The sequence below is a fragment of the Peribacillus sp. 05N428 genome (assembly GCF_056397085.1).
Genome location: NZ_JBFTMS010000001.1, coordinates 16717 through 34120, shown reverse-complemented (window position 1 = coordinate 34120; position 17404 = coordinate 16717). Strand labels below are relative to the sequence as shown.

Sequence of the window (17404 nt, the reverse complement as noted above, 5' to 3'; positions counted from 1 at the left end):
TTATTAATAACTCTTGTAAGCATCTTCTAAACGGAGTTGTCAGTTTGAAACTACATCTCTAACGTTTCAACAAAATTTAACTAATGTGTCTCTGATCCTGCTTTTTAATTAGTGTTAATACTTCTTGAGTATTAGAAAGAGTATGCGGAATAACATCGAGATAATGATCTGTATTTGTGACAATAATTGGTGTTGTTAAGTCAAAACCTGCCTCTCTAATTTTCTCTATATCAAATTCAACTAATTTATCTCCCACTTGGACGAAATCACCTGTTTTTATAATTGGATTGAAGTATTTTCCTTGAAGGTTCACTGTGTTTAAACCGACATGAATTAATACTTCAGCACCGCTGGCAGATGTAATGCCAATAGCATGCCCTGTCGGGAATACAGTTGTAACAACACCGTTAACTGGTGAAGTGACCATCCCTTCAATTGGTTCAATAGCAATTCCTTTCCCTATAGCACCTGAAGAAAAAACTTCATCATTGACATCCGTTAAAGGTACTCTTTTACCTTGAACAGGCAAATAAATTGTTTCATTTGAATTATCGTTGACCTCATTTTTCAAATCAGAAATATTTTCTGTTGTTTGATGTTTATTTACAGTAGCTTTACTTTCATATCCAAAGAAATAAGTAAGAGCAAGCGCAATAATGAAACTGGCCGAGACACTCAGTACATGCATGCTAATTGGTGCAAAAGCCGGGATACTTAACATGCTATAGAACGAATACGTTTTTAGTTCAACACCTAAAGACGCACCTAAAGCACCGCCAATAGCACCGGAAATTACAATATAAGGAATTGTTCTTCTGTATTTCAAAACGATACCATATAGAATTGGTTCGGTAACACCGGCCATCATCCCTGTAATAGCTGCTGGGCCGGCAATTGCCTTTAATTTTTTGTCTTTTGTTTTTAGAAAGACCCCTGCTGCAACGCCCATTTGAGCAAATGTAGGTCCTGCTTTCATCGGACCAAGCGGGTCGCCTCCATTTTGTAAATTTTGTAATGTAATCGGTACAATCCCCCAGTGAAGTCCAAAGATTACTAAGAACATATACCCACTACCAAGTACAGCACCTGTTAATATGGGACTGAAACTTAATAATACTTCTATTCCATTTGCAATACCTGCGCCCAAATAAGTTCCGAATGGACCAAATGCTAGAAAGCTTAAAGGTACGATAACAACTAATGAAACTAATGGAACTAAAAGGAATTGCAAATCTTTCAAAATAATTTTCTTTAATAATTTTTCTAAAAATGAGAAAGCTATGACTGCAATAAAAATAGGAAAGACAGAATTTGCATAGCTGACAGGAATAACTGGAATGCCAAAAATATCAACTACCGAGGCTCCTTTTACCAAAAGGTTTGTATAGTTCGGCTCAAGTAGGGCAGCGCCAATTACAGCACCAATATATCCATTTGCATTTAATTTATTAGCAAGCGTGAATCCTACAAAAACCGGCAAGAAATAGAATATAGCATTACCGGTTGCCGAAAGTGAGATATAAAGACCACTTTCTTTCACCATCCATCCAAATGTAATACATAATGTTAATAAAGCTTTAAGCAATCCGCACCCCGCTAATAATGGAATCAGCGGGCTGAATGTTCCGGAGATGATATCAAAGACTTTGGATATTACCCCAACCTTTTCCTGGCTTTTGTCCGCTGATGCCGATGCCACTTGTGATAAGTTTGTTTGCCTCATTATTTCCTGATACACATCCGCAACTTTTCCACCAATGACCACTTGAAATTGTCCACCGCTTTCAACGACAGCTAAAACATCATCATTCCTTTGCAGCGCTTCTTTGTTTACTTCAGAACGATCTTTCAACGTAAATCTCAAACGAGTGGCACAATGGACTACTTTAATGACATTTTCTTCCGAGCCGACATTCTCTATTACAAATATCGCTAACTCTTTTGTGTTCATTTTTTTATTCTCCTTTTCTTCTTTTTTATTAGAAAAAATAAAAACCTGATAAAAAAGACTCTTTTGTCTCTTTTACCAGGTTTTGCCTACCGAAAGTCACAATCCTTTTAATTTAACTTATCTTGAAGTAACTCGCTGAATATGAATCATAAAATAAGTGAGTTCTTCTTTAGATAATTCCGTATGATATTTAATTTTTAAATACTCGTTTATTTTGAGAGCACATTGATATGCAAGTGGATAGTTTTCTTTCACTTGCATAAATAACTTCTCATCTTCCTGAGAAACTGGGTCACGGTTTTGGATGCGATAGGATAAATATCGCAAGTGAGTGACAAATCGATGATAATTCATGGAATCTTCGTCTAAAGTTGTTTTATAAAACAATTGAACGATATTAATAATTGCTTGAATCATTTTCGTGAATTCAACGGTTCGGCTCATATTTAGACTATCTTGTTGGGCGTTTAAGAAATGCAATGCAATAAATCCAGCTTCGTCTTCAGGTAAATTTATTCCTAATTTTTCATTGATAACTAATATCCCGTAAAGTCCTACTTTATATTCCTTCGGGTACAATTTTTTTATTTCAAATATCAATGTGTTTTTTATATCTTGTCCTTTTTTATGTCTATCAATGGCGAAATTTAAATGATCCATTAAACCAATATATATCGATTTACTTAACTCTGCATTGATTTCTTTTTTACCATATTGAATAATATCATCAGCGATCTCAAGGTATGTCGGCGGAATACCGCTTAATAACTCAGTCATTTTATGAACATTTTCTTCTGATTCCAATAAAAAACGTTTATCAATCAAACTTTCATTAATAAGATCACTAACCTTTTTTTGGAAGGAGATTCCTTTCCCCATAGCAATCATTTCTTTTTGATTTTCATCTTCAGTTAACACCACATTATTATTAAAAATCTTTTTGATGATCAATTTGCTCACCTACCTCTCATCGACCTTCAAACAAAAAAACCTAGATAAGCACGTCTCTTGCATAAACAAGAAACTTTACCTATTTAGGTTTTGCCTGTTTTACCAGTCACAATCCCAAATAATTTATTCGATAGATACTTATTTATAAAGCATCAATAACACGCTTGCAATATTTTATATATATGGCTGTCACACCTCTTTTAATATATTTTGTGTAATCCAACAATCTAATTTCTCCTTAAATTGTTGTCAACAAATTCATTGTTATTTTTTCCGAATTTGCATCAGAACATTTTTTCTATATTTCCTGATTATAAATTATAGCCTTTAAAACTTTTTGATTTAAACTTTCTGTAAACGCTTGTTCAGCTTCAACCATAGGAAAAAATGAAACTATTTCTCTTAATTGATCTTTATATTCAATTAAAAGTTTACTAGCGTCATTATAATCTACTGGATCACTCCCATAACTTGTTAGTAAGGACCACTCATTACGAACTAAGTCCGTTAAAAACAAAGGGGTTTCTTGTTCATAAAGAGCTACCACAACAATTTCTCCCCCTTTCTTTAAAGCATTAAAACCTGTTTTTAGTGCCGCAGAGGACCCAGAACATTCAAATATATAGTCAATAGGCACTTCTAGTTTTTGTTTATCAGCGATTAATGCAGTCATACCAAAGTTATTAACTTTTGATAGTCTGTATTCATAGTCTTTTTCTAATCCAGATAGAATGAGATTTGCCTTTTTATGTGCACATATTAGACCAATAAAGAATCCTATAATGCCAGGACCTTGTACTAAAATAGTATCTTCAGCACCTATATTTTTAATTTTTTTAACAGCATGAACTGCGATTGACATAGGCTCTATAAGTGCTGCGATATCTAATGGCAAATTTTTATCGGTTTCTTTAACGAAATTTACATTTATTTTTACAAATTGAGCCATACCACCGTCAAAATGAAGACCAATGACTTGGTTGTTATAGCATATGGAATACCTTTCCCGTTTACAGTTTTCACATTCATTGCAATAATACATAGACTCAACTATCACATTTTTATTAATTAAGTGCCTATTCTCTTCATTAAATACTTCTACGACTATACCGGATATTTCATGACCGAGAGTCGTATTTATTTTCACAAATTCGTATCCCCTAGAATGATTAAAAGCATGGAGATCGCTTCCACAAACTCCACAATAAGCAACTTCAACAAGTATTTCACCGTCATTTAAAAGGGGTAAAGATCTTTCTTGTAAATCTATTTTTTGTGGTGAATTTGATTTAACAACGGCTTTCATGATATCTCTCCCTTATTGATTTATGATGCAGTCCAACCACCATCTACATATATTGTCTGTCCTGTAATATAGTCAGAAGCAGAGGAAACAAGCAAAACAGCCAATCCATTTAAATCTTCAGGTTTTCCTGTTCTTCCGGTTGGTATTTTTGAAAGAATACTATCAGCCCACTCCTTATCTTGGAATAAAGGAGCAGTCAATTCTGTATGAAAATATCCAGGAGCGATGGCATTCACTTGAATATATGGAGCCCATTCTATGGCCATAGCTTTAGTTAATTGATTAATACCGCCTTTCGATGCACAATATGGTCCCATGTTTGGCAACCCTATGTGACTGCTTAATGAAGCTAAGTTAATAATCTTTCCCCTTTTTCTTTCTAACATTTTTTTTGCTACTATTTTTGAAGTGAAAAATGCTCCCTTCAAGTTAACATCTATTACATTGTCCCAATCTTGTTCACTTATATTGAGTATTGGTTGACGAGCATTGATTCCAGCAGAGTTAATTAATATATCGATAGTAGAATATTTATTGACTACTTCTTCTATATTTTTGATCATTGTGATGTCAAGGTGATCATAAATTACATGTATATTCTCTTTTGAAAACTCATCTTTGATAGAAACCACTTTTTGCTCGTTTTCTATTCCAGTAATGACCACTTTCGCTCCTGCACGACCAAGAGCTTTCGCTATACTTTTCCCTAGAGTACCTGTACCCCCAGTAATTAAAGCCGTCTTATCAGATAGATTGAACATTTACACTACTCCTATATAATCATTTGAATAACAATTAACTTACAATTTAGAAATTAAGACGACTTCACCCCATTTCACTAAAAAAATCAGCTTCAAAAAGAAAAAGAATCATTGTATACGATATACAGATAATAATTTTCTTTTTCTTCACTAAATTGTGAAGAATTTTCGTTGCCAGCGACTTTTTCAGTATCCTTTTTCACTTCGGGTTACTTTTTAAATACTCAATCTTCTTTACGTAATTTAACAAACAAAACTAAAATAGAACCAATAAGATAACAGAATGATAAGAAACCTACCCCTGTTAATTTGTTGCCTCCTGCCATTAGCACACCAACAACAAATGGTCCGACGAATCCACCTACATTTCCGATCGAATTCCAAAGACCTGTCATTCCACCAAGTATATTTTTCGGGAATACGTCCGCAATTAATGTCAAAAATACAGAAGAAGAAGCCATCCCACCAACAATGGTAATACTAATCAAGGAAATAGCTAACCATATGTTAGACTCAAGAACAAGAATCGCGGAAAGTAAAGAAATCCCCGCAATGACATTTAATAAAAACAATAATACTCGTTTATTTCTAAATTTATCATTAATAACCCCTACCGAAACCATCCCAACGGTACCAATCAACCACGGAATTGCCGAAATGAACCCAACTGCGGTATAGCCAAAATTCGAAAACTCTTTAAGAATTACTGGTAACCAAATAATAATTCCATAGTTTCCAATTCCCCCGGCCATAAAGTAAGCAAGTGACACAAAGATAAAATTACGATTCAATGCCGCCTTCCAATAGGATTTTTCCTGAATCGCTTTAGGCTTACTTGCTTCAATCTCTTGTTGTTTTAGCAAAAAATTACGTTCTTGAGCACTGATTCTCGATGATTTGGACGGATGATCTGGAACTAAATAGTAGAACAGTAAAGAGAAAAGTAAGACCGGAATCCCTTGTGTAATAAACACCCATCGCCAACTATCCAACCCAAACCAATGAATATTCGAAATAATGTATCCTGAAACCGGCGACATAATCAAAGGAGCAACTGTAATATATAAGTAGAAAGAACTTGTAGCTCGCCCACGTTCATTTTGAGGAAACCAATTCGCTATTAACACACCCATTGCTGGATAAATTCCGCCTTCTACGAGCCCTAACAAGAAACGAATAAAAATGAGCATTTCAACACTATTAACCAAGCCCTGTAGACTCGAAAAAACACCTGTTAATAACCCTAAAATTAAAACAATGTTGCGCGCACTTTTTCGGCTCGCAAAATGACCCATTGGTGCCATTAATAAGATATATCCACAAAAAAATACGCCTGCGATAAACCCACTTACCGTTGATGTAATAGCAAATGTTTTTTGCATCTCAGTCAACGCAAACGAAATATTGGTTCTGTCGATATATGCCATTAAATACATGACAAATATCATTGGAATGATCACTTTCCAGCGATAACTGCCCTTTATTGTAGGATCTAATTCTTCTTGCTTTAAAATCGCCTTTGCTTCCATCCTTTCACCTCTGTCCTATTATTTATCAAATATAAACCTTTCGAAAAACTTATTAGTGCAGCATTTCCTTTCTTACTACTGGCAAATCTTTCTTAAGTAATTTCTCAACGTTCCCAAATACATAAATCCATTTAGCCCTTCACATTTGAAAACCCTTTCATAATAATGAATAAAGCCCAATACAAACTGCCACTATCCTGTATTTAAATAAAGATGTCCTAAACATTCTTTGATTTAGGAGATATTCATACTTATTGGTAGAAACCCGCACTTTCTCCAGGTATCTCCCTCGGCCTTTATATGTGTATGGAAAAACTATCTGCATGTATGACAACGTTTTCTTTACTTTGCAATGAATTTGTAGATATAAACTTCATCAGTATAAAAGAATCCTTAAAAGGTTTTTACAAAAAAGACAAAACCAACATAGTGTTTGATTTTGTCTAATTTCATACTTAATACAGAAAATATTATCTGTTAGTATAGTAGACATTCCTTAAAGATTACTAATTACTAAATATATTTATTATTAGTAATAAATTTCTTTTTCTTGTTCTACTACTGTTAAATTAAGATTATTCTGTTATTTTAGTAGTAAAGTTTTTTATCATTTAAAATCTAGATACCTACCAGTATCTTTAATTAACAAAAATTTCAAAAAGCTGTTGTATTAAAACGTTAAATCTTTCACAGGGATATTGTATTTCTCACAGTAGTCTAAATACTTTTTCATTCTATAAAAAACATCATCCTGTTTTACAACATTTCCTTCCTCATCGAAATATTCAATGACTCCGCTTAAATAAAACAGTGTAATCATATCTTCTTCTCCATCAACCACTAAAGTATGTACATCGCCCGGTGGTTCGTAGATAAATGTACCTGGTTTTGCTACCCAATCTCGCTCCAAATATCTCCATGACCCTTGAAGTGTATAAGCTAAAACTGTACCCCCAGTATGTCTATGTCTAGCATTTCCTTTTTTAGCTTCAAATTTTGAAATGTGTATCCAACTTCCTGATGTTAAATCAAATCGAATTGGCTTAAACCACACTCCATCGTCTTCCCCATGAGTTGGAATCCAAGGTATATCATTCACATCGATAGCTTGGTCTGGTAAATTATACTTTTCTGTAAATCGTAGTAAGTCTAGTTCTGGCATTTTATCTCCCCCTCTTATTGGTAAGCGATTCATCATCACAAATTCATTTTATAATAAGTCTATTGATATATCTAATATACATTTATATAATAATTAATATATAAAAAATATTAATTGTGAGGTGAACAAATTGGAGTTGCGCCATCTTAGATATTTCAAAACTGTTGCCGAGGAGTTACATTTCGGTAAGGCTGCTGCCCGTTTAAATATGGAACAGCCACCATTAAGTATTCAAATTCGTCAATTAGAAGAAGAAATTGGTGTTCAGCTTTTCCACCGAACGAAAAGAAGTGTAAATTTAACTCAAGAAGGAGAAGTATTTTTGGATAGAGTTTATCAATTATTTGATAATTTAGAGGATTCCATCAATACAATCCAAATGATTAATCGTGGGGAGATTGGCAAAATTATTATTGGTTTCATTGCTACAGCTTCCTTTGATATTCTTCCCACCATAATTAAACAATATAGAAAAGAGTATCCAGCTGTTCAAGTAATTTTGAAGCAACTCACATCTGCAGAACAAATTGAAGCATTACAAAAAGGAAACATCCATGTAGGTATTGTAAGTGAACCCCTTGAGAATGATGAGTTTTCTTTTCAAATATTAAGGCAAGAACCGTTAATTATTGCCTTGCCGAAGGAACATCCTTTAGCCACTGAAACTTCTTCAATCGACTTAATCAATTTCGCCAATGATTCATTTATTATGACGAGCAGAATGGCTAATCAAGTTCATTACGATGGATTAATTAACTGTTGTTTCCAAGCAGGATTTAGCCCCAAAATAGTACAAGAAACAGATGAGGTGTCTACTGTTATATCATTAGTTTCTGCTGGCATAGGTGTAGCTTTAGTAGCATCTTCTATAAAATTTCTTTTGCAAAATGAAGTTGTATATCGTGAAGTGAAAAATCCCCCTTTTTCTACCGTCACAGCTCTAATTTGGAAAAGTGAAATAAAAAATTCAATAAACAAAGCGTTTATTGAATTTGTTAAAGGTTCATACATTCCAAAAACCCATGAGATCAGTTCTAATTAGAACTGATCTTATGGCTTACTTTCACTATTCTACTTGTGATAACCATTGATAGATCCTCTCATTATTTTATGGTTAATTCACAATAACCCTCCAAAAAAATATCATGATTTGTGTTAGGGGGAGTACCAGCGAAGGTGTTACCACCAGTAATAAGAAAACTTAATCTGCGTATTTAGTTGGCATACTTTAATTAAGACAACTACGAAATATCGGTCTTATATAGAAATTTGCCTAACAAAAGAAAATAAGCCTGAACCAGAATAAATGGTTCAGGCTTATTTTTATACCAAAATATTTTTGGTAGCATATCGTTGCCAAACGGCAATTATATGGTAATAGTCATAGCGCTTTCAAATCTGCACGATAATCGTCTATAATCGCTTGTATCTCCGGATCAGCCGGAACATTTGTGACGTCGTAGAGGAATCCATCGGATTCGACCAAAGTCATTTTGGCGTCAACGACTTCAAAAGTCAAATTAAGACGGCCCAAATAATGTTCTTGTTCTCCGCCAGCTTGAGTAATTGGCACCATCACCTCTCCGTTGAATTCATATTCGGGAGTTTCGATGACCTTGTGTGTATCTGCCCCGATTACCGCCGAAACTCCGGGAACCTGAGCCAGCTTGTGGTCTTCGGGATTTCCAGCATGCGAAAGGACAATGTTTACGTCTGACTTCTCACTCACTTCAGGAAGCAACGCATTCAACGCTTCAACCGGTTCGATGAAATCGAGGTCTGCAACATCATCCCAACCTCGAATTTCCGGCTTCATCGAAGTAAGGCCAATCATGCCGACTTTAACGCCTGTGAAAGTAAAACTCTTCCAAGGTTTTACATTCTGTATGTACTTTCCTGTTTCCCTGTCAATTACATTTCCAGTAAGGATGGGGAAATTCACGTTGCGGTGGTAATTCTTTAACTGTTCATAACGGCTGTCCGGCGTGCCCTCCCCGGCAGGGTAAACGCGGAAGTCGTTGTTTCCTAGAGCCATCGCATCATAGTCCAAAGCTTTCAAAAGAGACGTCTCCAACTCTCCTTTACCCTCCTGAAACTCGCCGCGCAGGAAGACATCCCCGCCATCGACGAGAAGCACATTCTCCTCTTCATTGCGCACATTTTCAATGATGGTGGCGTACTTTGCAATAGAATTGTGATGAACGGTTCCATCATCCAGCGTGACGATGTCATCCAGATGACCATGAAAGTCATTTGTCTGGAGAATGGTGAGTTTAAACTTCTCTCCTTCCTTGAGCTTTTCCTCCGCAACTGCCGTAACGGGCTTTGCGACAAAAGCGGAAGCCATCGCCAGCGAAAAGCAGCCCGTCAAAAATAACTTCCCCATTTTTTTCATACTATTTCCTCCAAGCAATTACTCTATTAAATTGTAAAACAAGTTATTTAGTTACCAGTCTTTTCGGATTTCTCAAGAGCAACTAGTTTATTTTTTCTTCAGAGTTAGTATTTTCTTCTTTATCATTACTGATCAAATCATTTGTCGCTTTTTTAAATTCTTTTAAAGTGTTTCCAAAAGCCCTTCCGATTTCGGGTAATTTAGAAGGACCAAAAATGATTAGCGCTATGACTAGAATGAGAATTAGACCTGGGATGCCGATACTGGATAACAAACGTCTCACCTCCTATACCATGATCGTTTGTTAGTTCTCAAAAAATGCGATCATTACTTATAAAATTGGCATGCCATGACGCTCTAAAGCTGCTGCTTCTAATAAAGACATGCCTTGTTCTTCAGCGAATGCAGCAAGTTTATCCGAAACAACAGGAGCAAGACTTGCTGGCGGCAAAGCCTGGTTCATAGCTCGTCTACGGGTAGAATTTCTGCGTGCAAATGGTCCCCAAATCGCAAAGGTGATACCTGGTGTTTGCATATTCACAAAGAAAGTATTGCCATCTGGAGAAAATGTAGGGCCAGCAAATTCAGAACCGTTCATCATATTCTCAGCGAAAGTATAAATATTTCCTTCAGGAGTTAATCCGACGATACGGTCATTGCCTCCACCATCTTCGGCGATCCAAAGATCTCCCCAAGGAGTGATCGTAATGTTATCCGGTGCTTCTAAATCATTTTTATCAGTAGACTCATAGAATAGTTCTAAGTTGTTTGTCGCTGGCGTGTAGCGATAAACACGGCCAAGGCGTGATGAACCTGCACTTGTATCATCAAACCATAAAGTACCTTCAGAAAAATAAGCCCCTTCTAAGCGGCTAAACTGAATACAGCCTTTATCCTTAGCATCTTGCTGTGCGATTTCAGGATTTAATTTTTTCCAAACAATCCCGAATTTTTGTCTAGTACTAAATTGACTTGCTGCTGCAGCCGGCAATTCATCAATCGCTGCCGCTTCAAGGATACCGCCCTTTTGCAGAGAACCTAGCTTTTGACTACGGTCATGTGGTGTAAAACGGTACAAGAAGCTTGGACTTGCGTCTTCGGTTAAATACCAAATTCCTGTTGAAGGGTCAACATGCCCAGCTTCATGGGAGAAATACCCCATATCACGGATTGGTGTTCTTGACATTTCGTTTTCAGGATCAAGCGGATTTACTTCAAATACAAAGCCATGCCCCATATCACGGGTTTCTTCCATTGTTAACCAAGTGCCCCAAGTTGTAGCTCCACCAGCACAGTTACGGATTGTACCTGAACTTGATACATACTGATCAATGACCTTGTTATTTTGTCCAACGATTAATGTGGTTGTGCCGCCGGCAGCACCAGCACTCCAAGGTTTTTTTCCGTTTACAGGGTAATCCGAATTTGTCCCATTTTCATGATTTCTTACAAGAATGGTTGTACCCTTCTCTCCTTTATAGGCAGCCATTCCATCATGGGCAGAAGGGACAAGGTCACCATTAGGCATGATATCACCAGTTCGTGAAAGCATTTTGTAATGAAATCCCCTTGGCAGATCAAGAACTCCATTTGGATCTTTTACTAATGGGCCATAGCCACCAAATCCACTTGTTGGATTGCTGGATTCCGCTGCAAATCCTTTTGTAGCTCCCGCAAGAGAAAATACCCCAGTTGAACCAAGTGTTAATGCTAAAGTACTCATTCCGCCAACTTTTAAGAAATTACGTCTGTTTAAACCGCTATTGCCAGATTTCATCAACATTACCTCCAAAAAATCTTTTTGAGGGATGCTATATTCCTTATAGCAAACTCTACCCTTAAAATTAACAGACCATTTTAAACGCTCTGTTAAACCCATGTGATTTTATTCCTTCACATGAAAGATAAACCAAAAGTCACTGTTTTCACAAAACAATGGAGGTTATAACGACATTTTTAACATGTAAAGGGTGGAAATTGATGGTATTAGTCAAAAGTGGAGAAAAAACTAAGGATTTTGTCATAAAAAGACCGATGCAGAATATTAAAGCTTATTAATCGTTTGTAAATATAAGAGATACACTATGACAAACTAGTTAACCCGATTAATTCCACCAAAATCTACTGAATTTTTGGAAGAGGAAAGGCAAAGACTTGATATGGTGGAATCACGCTTGGATCTATTCGCACAAAGTGAAGCATGCAGAAAAAATCAGCCGATGAGTTTGATGATTGTAGAACGGACAAAATGCACATAACAACCAAAAATAAAATCCATACGATTGTAAGACAAAGCGACAGTCTTGTGCAGTATTTGAGTAATGTAAATAGCGAGACAACACCCCAAATATATATTCTCTTTTCCTATCGCTTAATGAAGCTATATCAGTATAGTCACCACAGTCATATCAGATTAACCCTTTTATTTTGATGCAATCAGGATACCAAAATTGACTACAGGACTACTCAAAAACAATCAATAGCTTTTACATAGCCAATTATTAAGTAAATGGTGTCGATTTATTTTTCGACATATTCTTTTCTTAAAAGGAATTAACACTTGGATAATCGAATATAGGTATTTAAGTTTATTAGAAGGGGTGATTCAAGTGAGTATTAACATGGCTGAACACAGACTTGTCAAAGAAATAGCGATTTCAATCATCTCTACCCGTTTAGAAAAAAGCTTGGATGAACTAGAAAACTTATTTGGTGTTATTCTCGATACAGAACCGGCAGATGTATTGGCTACAAAAGCAAAACAGTTAGCCTCTCCAACAACTGTAGAACAATGCATTGATATTTTTATATAGAAGATTGAAACATAAAAGGCATTACAATAAAAGGTACTCAACATTGTTGTGAGTACCTTTTTGCCTAAAATTTCTGCTTTAAAAAATGAACATGAAAACGATTATTTCACTTCCATAATCCATTTTGCTTTGCTACCCGTAGTATAATCTGTGAAAAAGATTTCATAAGGTGCATTATCGGTTACTCCCAAAGCAGCAGGTCCGTTAACGTGCTTACCAGCTTGAACACTCTCGGTTAATGTATCGAGAGCATATACCTCCATCTTTTCACCTTTGCTGTCATACACTTCAAAATCACCTGCGCTAACTACTTGTTCTTCTTTTGTACCATTTTGGTATTCAATATCAAATCCCAATACTTCTTTGGGCTGTGTTTCTTCGAATTCGTTTCTTTCCTTTGTGTAATGTACATTTGTTAATGTTATGATATGACCTACTACATTTACCTTTTCACCTAGTTTAAAGGTTCCAAGCTCTTTAGGTTTTTGTTCGGAATCTTCATCGAATTCAATAGGCTTCTTGTTTTCCGCAATAACTGTGTGGCTCAAATCAAAGGTACGGATAGTAGGTTCTTTTTTATCATCATAAAGTTAAGAGTGTCTATATAGTTCTCGTATTTAGGCATCCATAATAGCTGCTTGCATGCTGTTCTCAAAGCTTCCACCATCTGAGTTGTTCACTTTCATTTCTATCGTTTTAGAGTCTTTTAATTCAATGCTTTTATAAGTGATAGTTTCTTCATCATCAGGACCAGCCATCTGTTTTAAAATTGTTTTGAAGTCTTTTTTAGGCATATAAATTTTAGCCCATGCATCTTTATCAGGATTCTAAAAACCATTTTAGAAAAATCTTCTAAAGTTGAGAATTCTTTTTGTTCCTTCTTTGGTAAAGAAAAACGCCATAATACATAAAAGTATAACAACGATGGTATTCTATATTACTAAACTTGGCTATATTTCTAAATAATAGATGGGTACCCATAAAAAATAAGTTCTCCATATAGGTGAGCTAGAGAAATTAAGTAGCCAATTACAGTATTGGTGCTAGTAGAATGGCATAGTCTATTCCACTTGCTTGTTGAGAGAATAATCGTTTTAATCTTTCTGTTAACATCAGTGCCCTTCCTTCCATACCGGTGTTTGTTGTATTTTTAATTTCACTATTAAATACAACTAAGGTTTTTCAAACACATAAAGCCAAAGGGTTAAAAACCCTTTGGCCAAAAGAGCAACTTAATAGTAAACGGCTCTTTTATCTATTGAATGTGCCTTCTATTGCGTGTCTATTTCTAAGTTCCAATAAACTCTCCAATTTTCTCTTCACTCTCTGCAACGCATTATCTATAGACTTGGCGTGAGTATTTAATTTATCAGACATTTCTATATAAGTAAGGTCCTCTAAGTAATAAGCCAAAACCTTCTTTTCTAACGGACTTAGAACCTCAGATAATTTTAATTCCAAGTCATCAGCAGATTCTTTATCTATCAATATCGCAACGGGATCAGAAATAACGGTGTCTGTCATTACTTCCATAAGAGTATGATCCGGATTTCCTTCATATATAGGCATATCAAGCGAAATAGAAGAATTTAACGGAGTATGTTTTTGACGAGTAGCTGCCTTGATGGCTGTAATAATCTGTCTCGTGATACATAGTTCTGCAAACGCTTTAAAATAAGATTGTTTCTCGCCATTAAAATCCCTGATGGCTTTGAACAATCCTATCATCCCCTCTTGGATAATATCTTCTCTATCTGCCCCAATTAAGAAGTATCTGTTAGCCTTAATCTTTACAAAAGATTGATATTTTTTCATCAGTACTTCTAGTGCCTCCATATTTCCTTGCCGGACCTTTTCTATTAATACTCCATCTTCAAAATTAGCACATAGGAATGACGGTTTTTCTTCGATAGCTATACCCACAAAAATCCCTCCACCGGCTGCATTCAATTGAGCCTTGTTGTTTAAACGGACGCCCATTTTATATGCGGTAAATTACCATATTATTTAATATTAACCTATAACAATCACCAATGATATTAGATTATTTCGACAATTAAATACATTCCTATACACCTTTTTTTAGTTAGAAGGATCCGTTTACACCCTCTTTTTAGGCTGTTTTCTAAAAGATTGTTGCCCTTAGGATAAAAAATTAAAAACTTGAATTTTATGGTAAAATACAAGGTGGTTCTTATTCAAAAAACGGGCAGTTTAATGGAGTTGCATTTTAAACGTTTGTACTAGGAGTCAATCTGAGGGTTGTTTCCTATTGTAGCATTTATAAACAATGAAGGATGAGGGATTTCATTCTTTTTTACAACTCTATTTTACTACTTCCTATGCAACTATCCTGCCCCGCCATTTGCACTAAATCTGATTTATGTCCAGATCTAATTAATTGGTTACTATATGTATTTTGAATAAATCTATCCAAATTATAAGTTTCTACAATTACTTGTAAATATTCTATCTGTCCATTACTGACAATAAATAAGGGATACTTTTTACTTAACTCATTGGTGCCTTTGAGCCCACCCGTTTGTCTGACTCCGACGCCCACGGTGTACCACGACTTTCGCGCCCTTTATGGGTAAGCACTCATGGGAGATTAATCCTTTTTTGGTCGTCGCGTTAGCCTCTACTTAATTTGTTTTTATTGGAGGTTTTTGTTTAACGATTTATTAAACTCAATCAGATCACTCATAAGGCTCAGCCCTTTTTTAAAAAACGTTTTTATGGGTCTATCTTGTTGGTCTTTTCTAGATTTTGTGCTTTTTTAATTTTCATGGGAGTTCAATAAGAAAAGCGATTCTTATTAAAGAAACGCTCCCTTTTATTGAATATCACTATTTATCTTTTAATCATCTAATACAAAGTATCTATGTAATAAAATGGAATTTAGTTGTTTGACAAATATCACTAGGTAAGGTAGCCGAATTGTTGATAGTTCATCATACTTTAAGTTGATGGACTTATCAGCTTTACATATTTTCTTTTCGATATTTTTCAATTAAACTTTTAATTGCTTTCCAATTTTGATTCTTCTTTGATTGACTATTTTTTCACGCTGACTTTCAGCTTCAATCCAATCTATGCAGCATTAACATCTGCATAGAGTATCTTTTTTTATTAAGCCTTATTCATGATCATAGTAGCTCTTTCTGCCTTGTATGTAAGAATTGGCAAGGTCCAATGCTTTTTGGACGGCACCAATTCGGTTATAGAAGTGGAAGAGTTTTTTTTCGTAGTGTTCAATTAACATGGTGAAGCCCATATTTTTAAAAAAAGGAAGGGCTGTAGTCTCAATAAAATGATAGTAATCGTCTTCTTCATGATTAAGCTGATAAAGGTGTAATTCAAAAAAAATCCAGTTATACGATTTTGTCGATTTTGCTATTCTAAGGCCTTTATGTGCTAATTCCAATAAAATCTCGTTTGAAAGTAGTTTTCCTTTATAACAAGTATTAATATAACCATCTAATGCAGTTAAATAATGAGGAACCTTTTCATCCATTAGTTTCATAGCTTCTTTGTATTGTTCGGATGCTTCTTTGTATTTTTTTCTTCTGTAAAGTTCAAATGCAAGATTATTAAGGAGCTTTGATTTACGGTCTATTTCATTAATGGTATCACAGGTACGTATTAATTGTTCGTAACGTTCTTTCGTCTCTTCAAAATCATGAAGCTCCTTTGCATTTAATTGTAATAACATGATCGTCTCTGTATCAATTATTCGGATGACATTTAACGTTTTTTGAAAATAGTCAAGAACTTTCTCTGCATAATAATACGATATTATATTAAAATGAATAAGGTGATATGCTAGTGCCAAATGGTAATAATATTCAAATTGATTATATTGACTTTGATCAATCGATGTTAAAATTTGAATACAATCTCGATACTGTCCGTTGTGAAAGTAATACATACCTAGAACATGTTTTAACATATTGCGGTCTTGCGGAGAAAAAGATGATTCATTTTTTTGCAGGTTTTGAATAATTAATAATGCTGTTTCTAACTGATAATTAGATAAATAATACCTTGCAGACAGTAATTGATAGAAAACTTGAAAATCTGGCAATTGAATCAGTGTTTCTTTTTCGATTTCTTCTTTTAAAATTTCTGATTCTTTGCTTTGTTGCATAACGAACGTGTTGTGCCATAGCTTTAGTTTCTGTTGAAGATTATGATACCGCACAAATTCATCATCAAGACAGATATTCAATCTTTGGGATAATAAGAGAGTAATTTCCCCTGAGTATTCTGTTATCTCTCGTTCTATCTTACTAAGATGTGTACCAGAACAAATCCCTTCACAAAGCTGCCCCTGAGTCAACCCCGCTTTTTCACGATAAAACTTGATAAGTTTCCCCTCAATCATAGCTTCACCTCTAGGTTGTAATTTTATCTAGTATATATTGAAAAAAAATGAATATATAATCTATATATTCTAGTAAAATTAAGAAAAGCGCAAGACTACTTTAATACCTTCCCTCTATTTATTAGCTTTTTCAATATTCACTCTTGTTT

15 protein-coding genes are annotated in these 17404 nt (G+C 35.0%); 2 read left to right on the top strand and 13 right to left on the bottom strand.

Going from position 1 to position 17404, the window contains the following annotated elements; all coding sequences use genetic code 11:
* Positions 1-76 precede the first annotated feature (76 nt).
* The 6 genes from AC1DIV_RS00135 to AC1DIV_RS00110 form a co-directional block, all read right to left on the bottom strand.
* Positions 77-1951: a beta-glucoside-specific PTS transporter subunit IIABC gene (locus AC1DIV_RS00135; protein ID WP_340876097.1), complete on the bottom strand. Its 1875-nt coding sequence runs from the start codon at positions 1949-1951 to the stop codon at positions 77-79.
* Between the two features lie 117 nt (positions 1952-2068).
* Positions 2069-2902, bottom strand: a complete 834-nt coding sequence (gene licT, locus AC1DIV_RS00130; RefSeq protein ID WP_340876096.1) for a BglG family transcription antiterminator LicT — start codon at positions 2900-2902, stop codon at positions 2069-2071.
* 298 nt (positions 2903-3200) lie between these two features.
* Positions 3201-4208 (bottom strand): zinc-dependent alcohol dehydrogenase, encoded by a 1008-nt coding sequence (locus AC1DIV_RS00125; RefSeq protein ID WP_477575593.1) that lies wholly within the window; start codon positions 4206-4208, stop codon positions 3201-3203.
* A gap of 20 nt (positions 4209-4228) precedes the next feature.
* The gene (locus AC1DIV_RS00120; protein ID WP_340876093.1) at positions 4229-4969 is read right to left on the bottom strand and encodes an SDR family NAD(P)-dependent oxidoreductase; all 741 of its coding nucleotides are present in this window, start codon (positions 4967-4969) and stop codon (positions 4229-4231) included.
* Between the two features lie 224 nt (positions 4970-5193).
* The gene (locus AC1DIV_RS00115) at positions 5194-6498 is read right to left on the bottom strand and encodes an MFS transporter (protein ID WP_340876091.1); all 1305 of its coding nucleotides are present in this window, start codon (positions 6496-6498) and stop codon (positions 5194-5196) included.
* Between the two features lie 670 nt (positions 6499-7168).
* Positions 7169-7660 (bottom strand): 2,4'-dihydroxyacetophenone dioxygenase family protein, encoded by a 492-nt coding sequence (locus AC1DIV_RS00110; protein WP_340876089.1) that lies wholly within the window; start codon positions 7658-7660, stop codon positions 7169-7171.
* A gap of 130 nt (positions 7661-7790) precedes the next feature.
* On the opposite strand from AC1DIV_RS00110, the gene AC1DIV_RS00105 reads away from it, so the two are divergent.
* Complete coding sequence (locus AC1DIV_RS00105; protein ID WP_340876087.1) at positions 7791-8702, top strand: LysR substrate-binding domain-containing protein; 912 nt, start codon at positions 7791-7793, stop codon at positions 8700-8702.
* Positions 8703-9041: 339 nt separating this feature from the next.
* Here the strand turns inward: AC1DIV_RS00105 and AC1DIV_RS00100 are convergent, their stop codons facing one another.
* The 3 genes from AC1DIV_RS00100 to AC1DIV_RS00090 form a co-directional block, all read right to left on the bottom strand.
* Positions 9042-10055, bottom strand: coding sequence for a bifunctional metallophosphatase/5'-nucleotidase (locus AC1DIV_RS00100; RefSeq protein WP_340876085.1), 1014 nt, complete (start codon positions 10053-10055; stop codon positions 9042-9044).
* Between the two features lie 82 nt (positions 10056-10137).
* Complete coding sequence (gene tatA / locus AC1DIV_RS00095; protein WP_340876083.1) at positions 10138-10329, bottom strand: twin-arginine translocase TatA/TatE family subunit; 192 nt, start codon at positions 10327-10329, stop codon at positions 10138-10140.
* 57 nt (positions 10330-10386) lie between these two features.
* Positions 10387-11832 (bottom strand): alkaline phosphatase PhoX, encoded by a 1446-nt coding sequence (locus AC1DIV_RS00090; protein WP_340876082.1) that lies wholly within the window; start codon positions 11830-11832, stop codon positions 10387-10389.
* 832 nt (positions 11833-12664) lie between these two features.
* On the opposite strand from AC1DIV_RS00090, the gene AC1DIV_RS00085 reads away from it, so the two are divergent.
* Entirely contained in the window at positions 12665-12868 is a 204-nt protein-coding gene (locus AC1DIV_RS00085) for a hypothetical protein (protein ID WP_340876080.1), read from the top strand.
* A gap of 101 nt (positions 12869-12969) precedes the next feature.
* On the opposite strand, the gene AC1DIV_RS00080 is transcribed toward AC1DIV_RS00085, so the two are convergent.
* The 4 genes from AC1DIV_RS00080 to AC1DIV_RS00065 all read right to left on the bottom strand — a co-directional run bounded on the left by AC1DIV_RS00080 (position 12970) and on the right by AC1DIV_RS00065 (position 17255).
* Complete coding sequence (locus tag AC1DIV_RS00080; protein ID WP_340876078.1) at positions 12970-13416, bottom strand: hypothetical protein; 447 nt, start codon at positions 13414-13416, stop codon at positions 12970-12972.
* A gap of 69 nt (positions 13417-13485) precedes the next feature.
* Positions 13486-13662, bottom strand: coding sequence for a hypothetical protein (locus AC1DIV_RS00075; protein WP_161784875.1), 177 nt, complete (start codon positions 13660-13662; stop codon positions 13486-13488).
* A 457-nt stretch (positions 13663-14119) separates the two neighbouring features.
* The gene (sigH, locus tag AC1DIV_RS00070; RefSeq protein ID WP_404826649.1) at positions 14120-14848 is read right to left on the bottom strand and encodes an RNA polymerase sporulation sigma factor SigH; all 729 of its coding nucleotides are present in this window, start codon (positions 14846-14848) and stop codon (positions 14120-14122) included.
* 1159 nt (positions 14849-16007) lie between these two features.
* The gene (locus AC1DIV_RS00065) at positions 16008-17255 is read right to left on the bottom strand and encodes a helix-turn-helix domain-containing protein (protein WP_340876074.1); all 1248 of its coding nucleotides are present in this window, start codon (positions 17253-17255) and stop codon (positions 16008-16010) included.
* Positions 17256-17404: the final 149 nt, after the last annotated feature.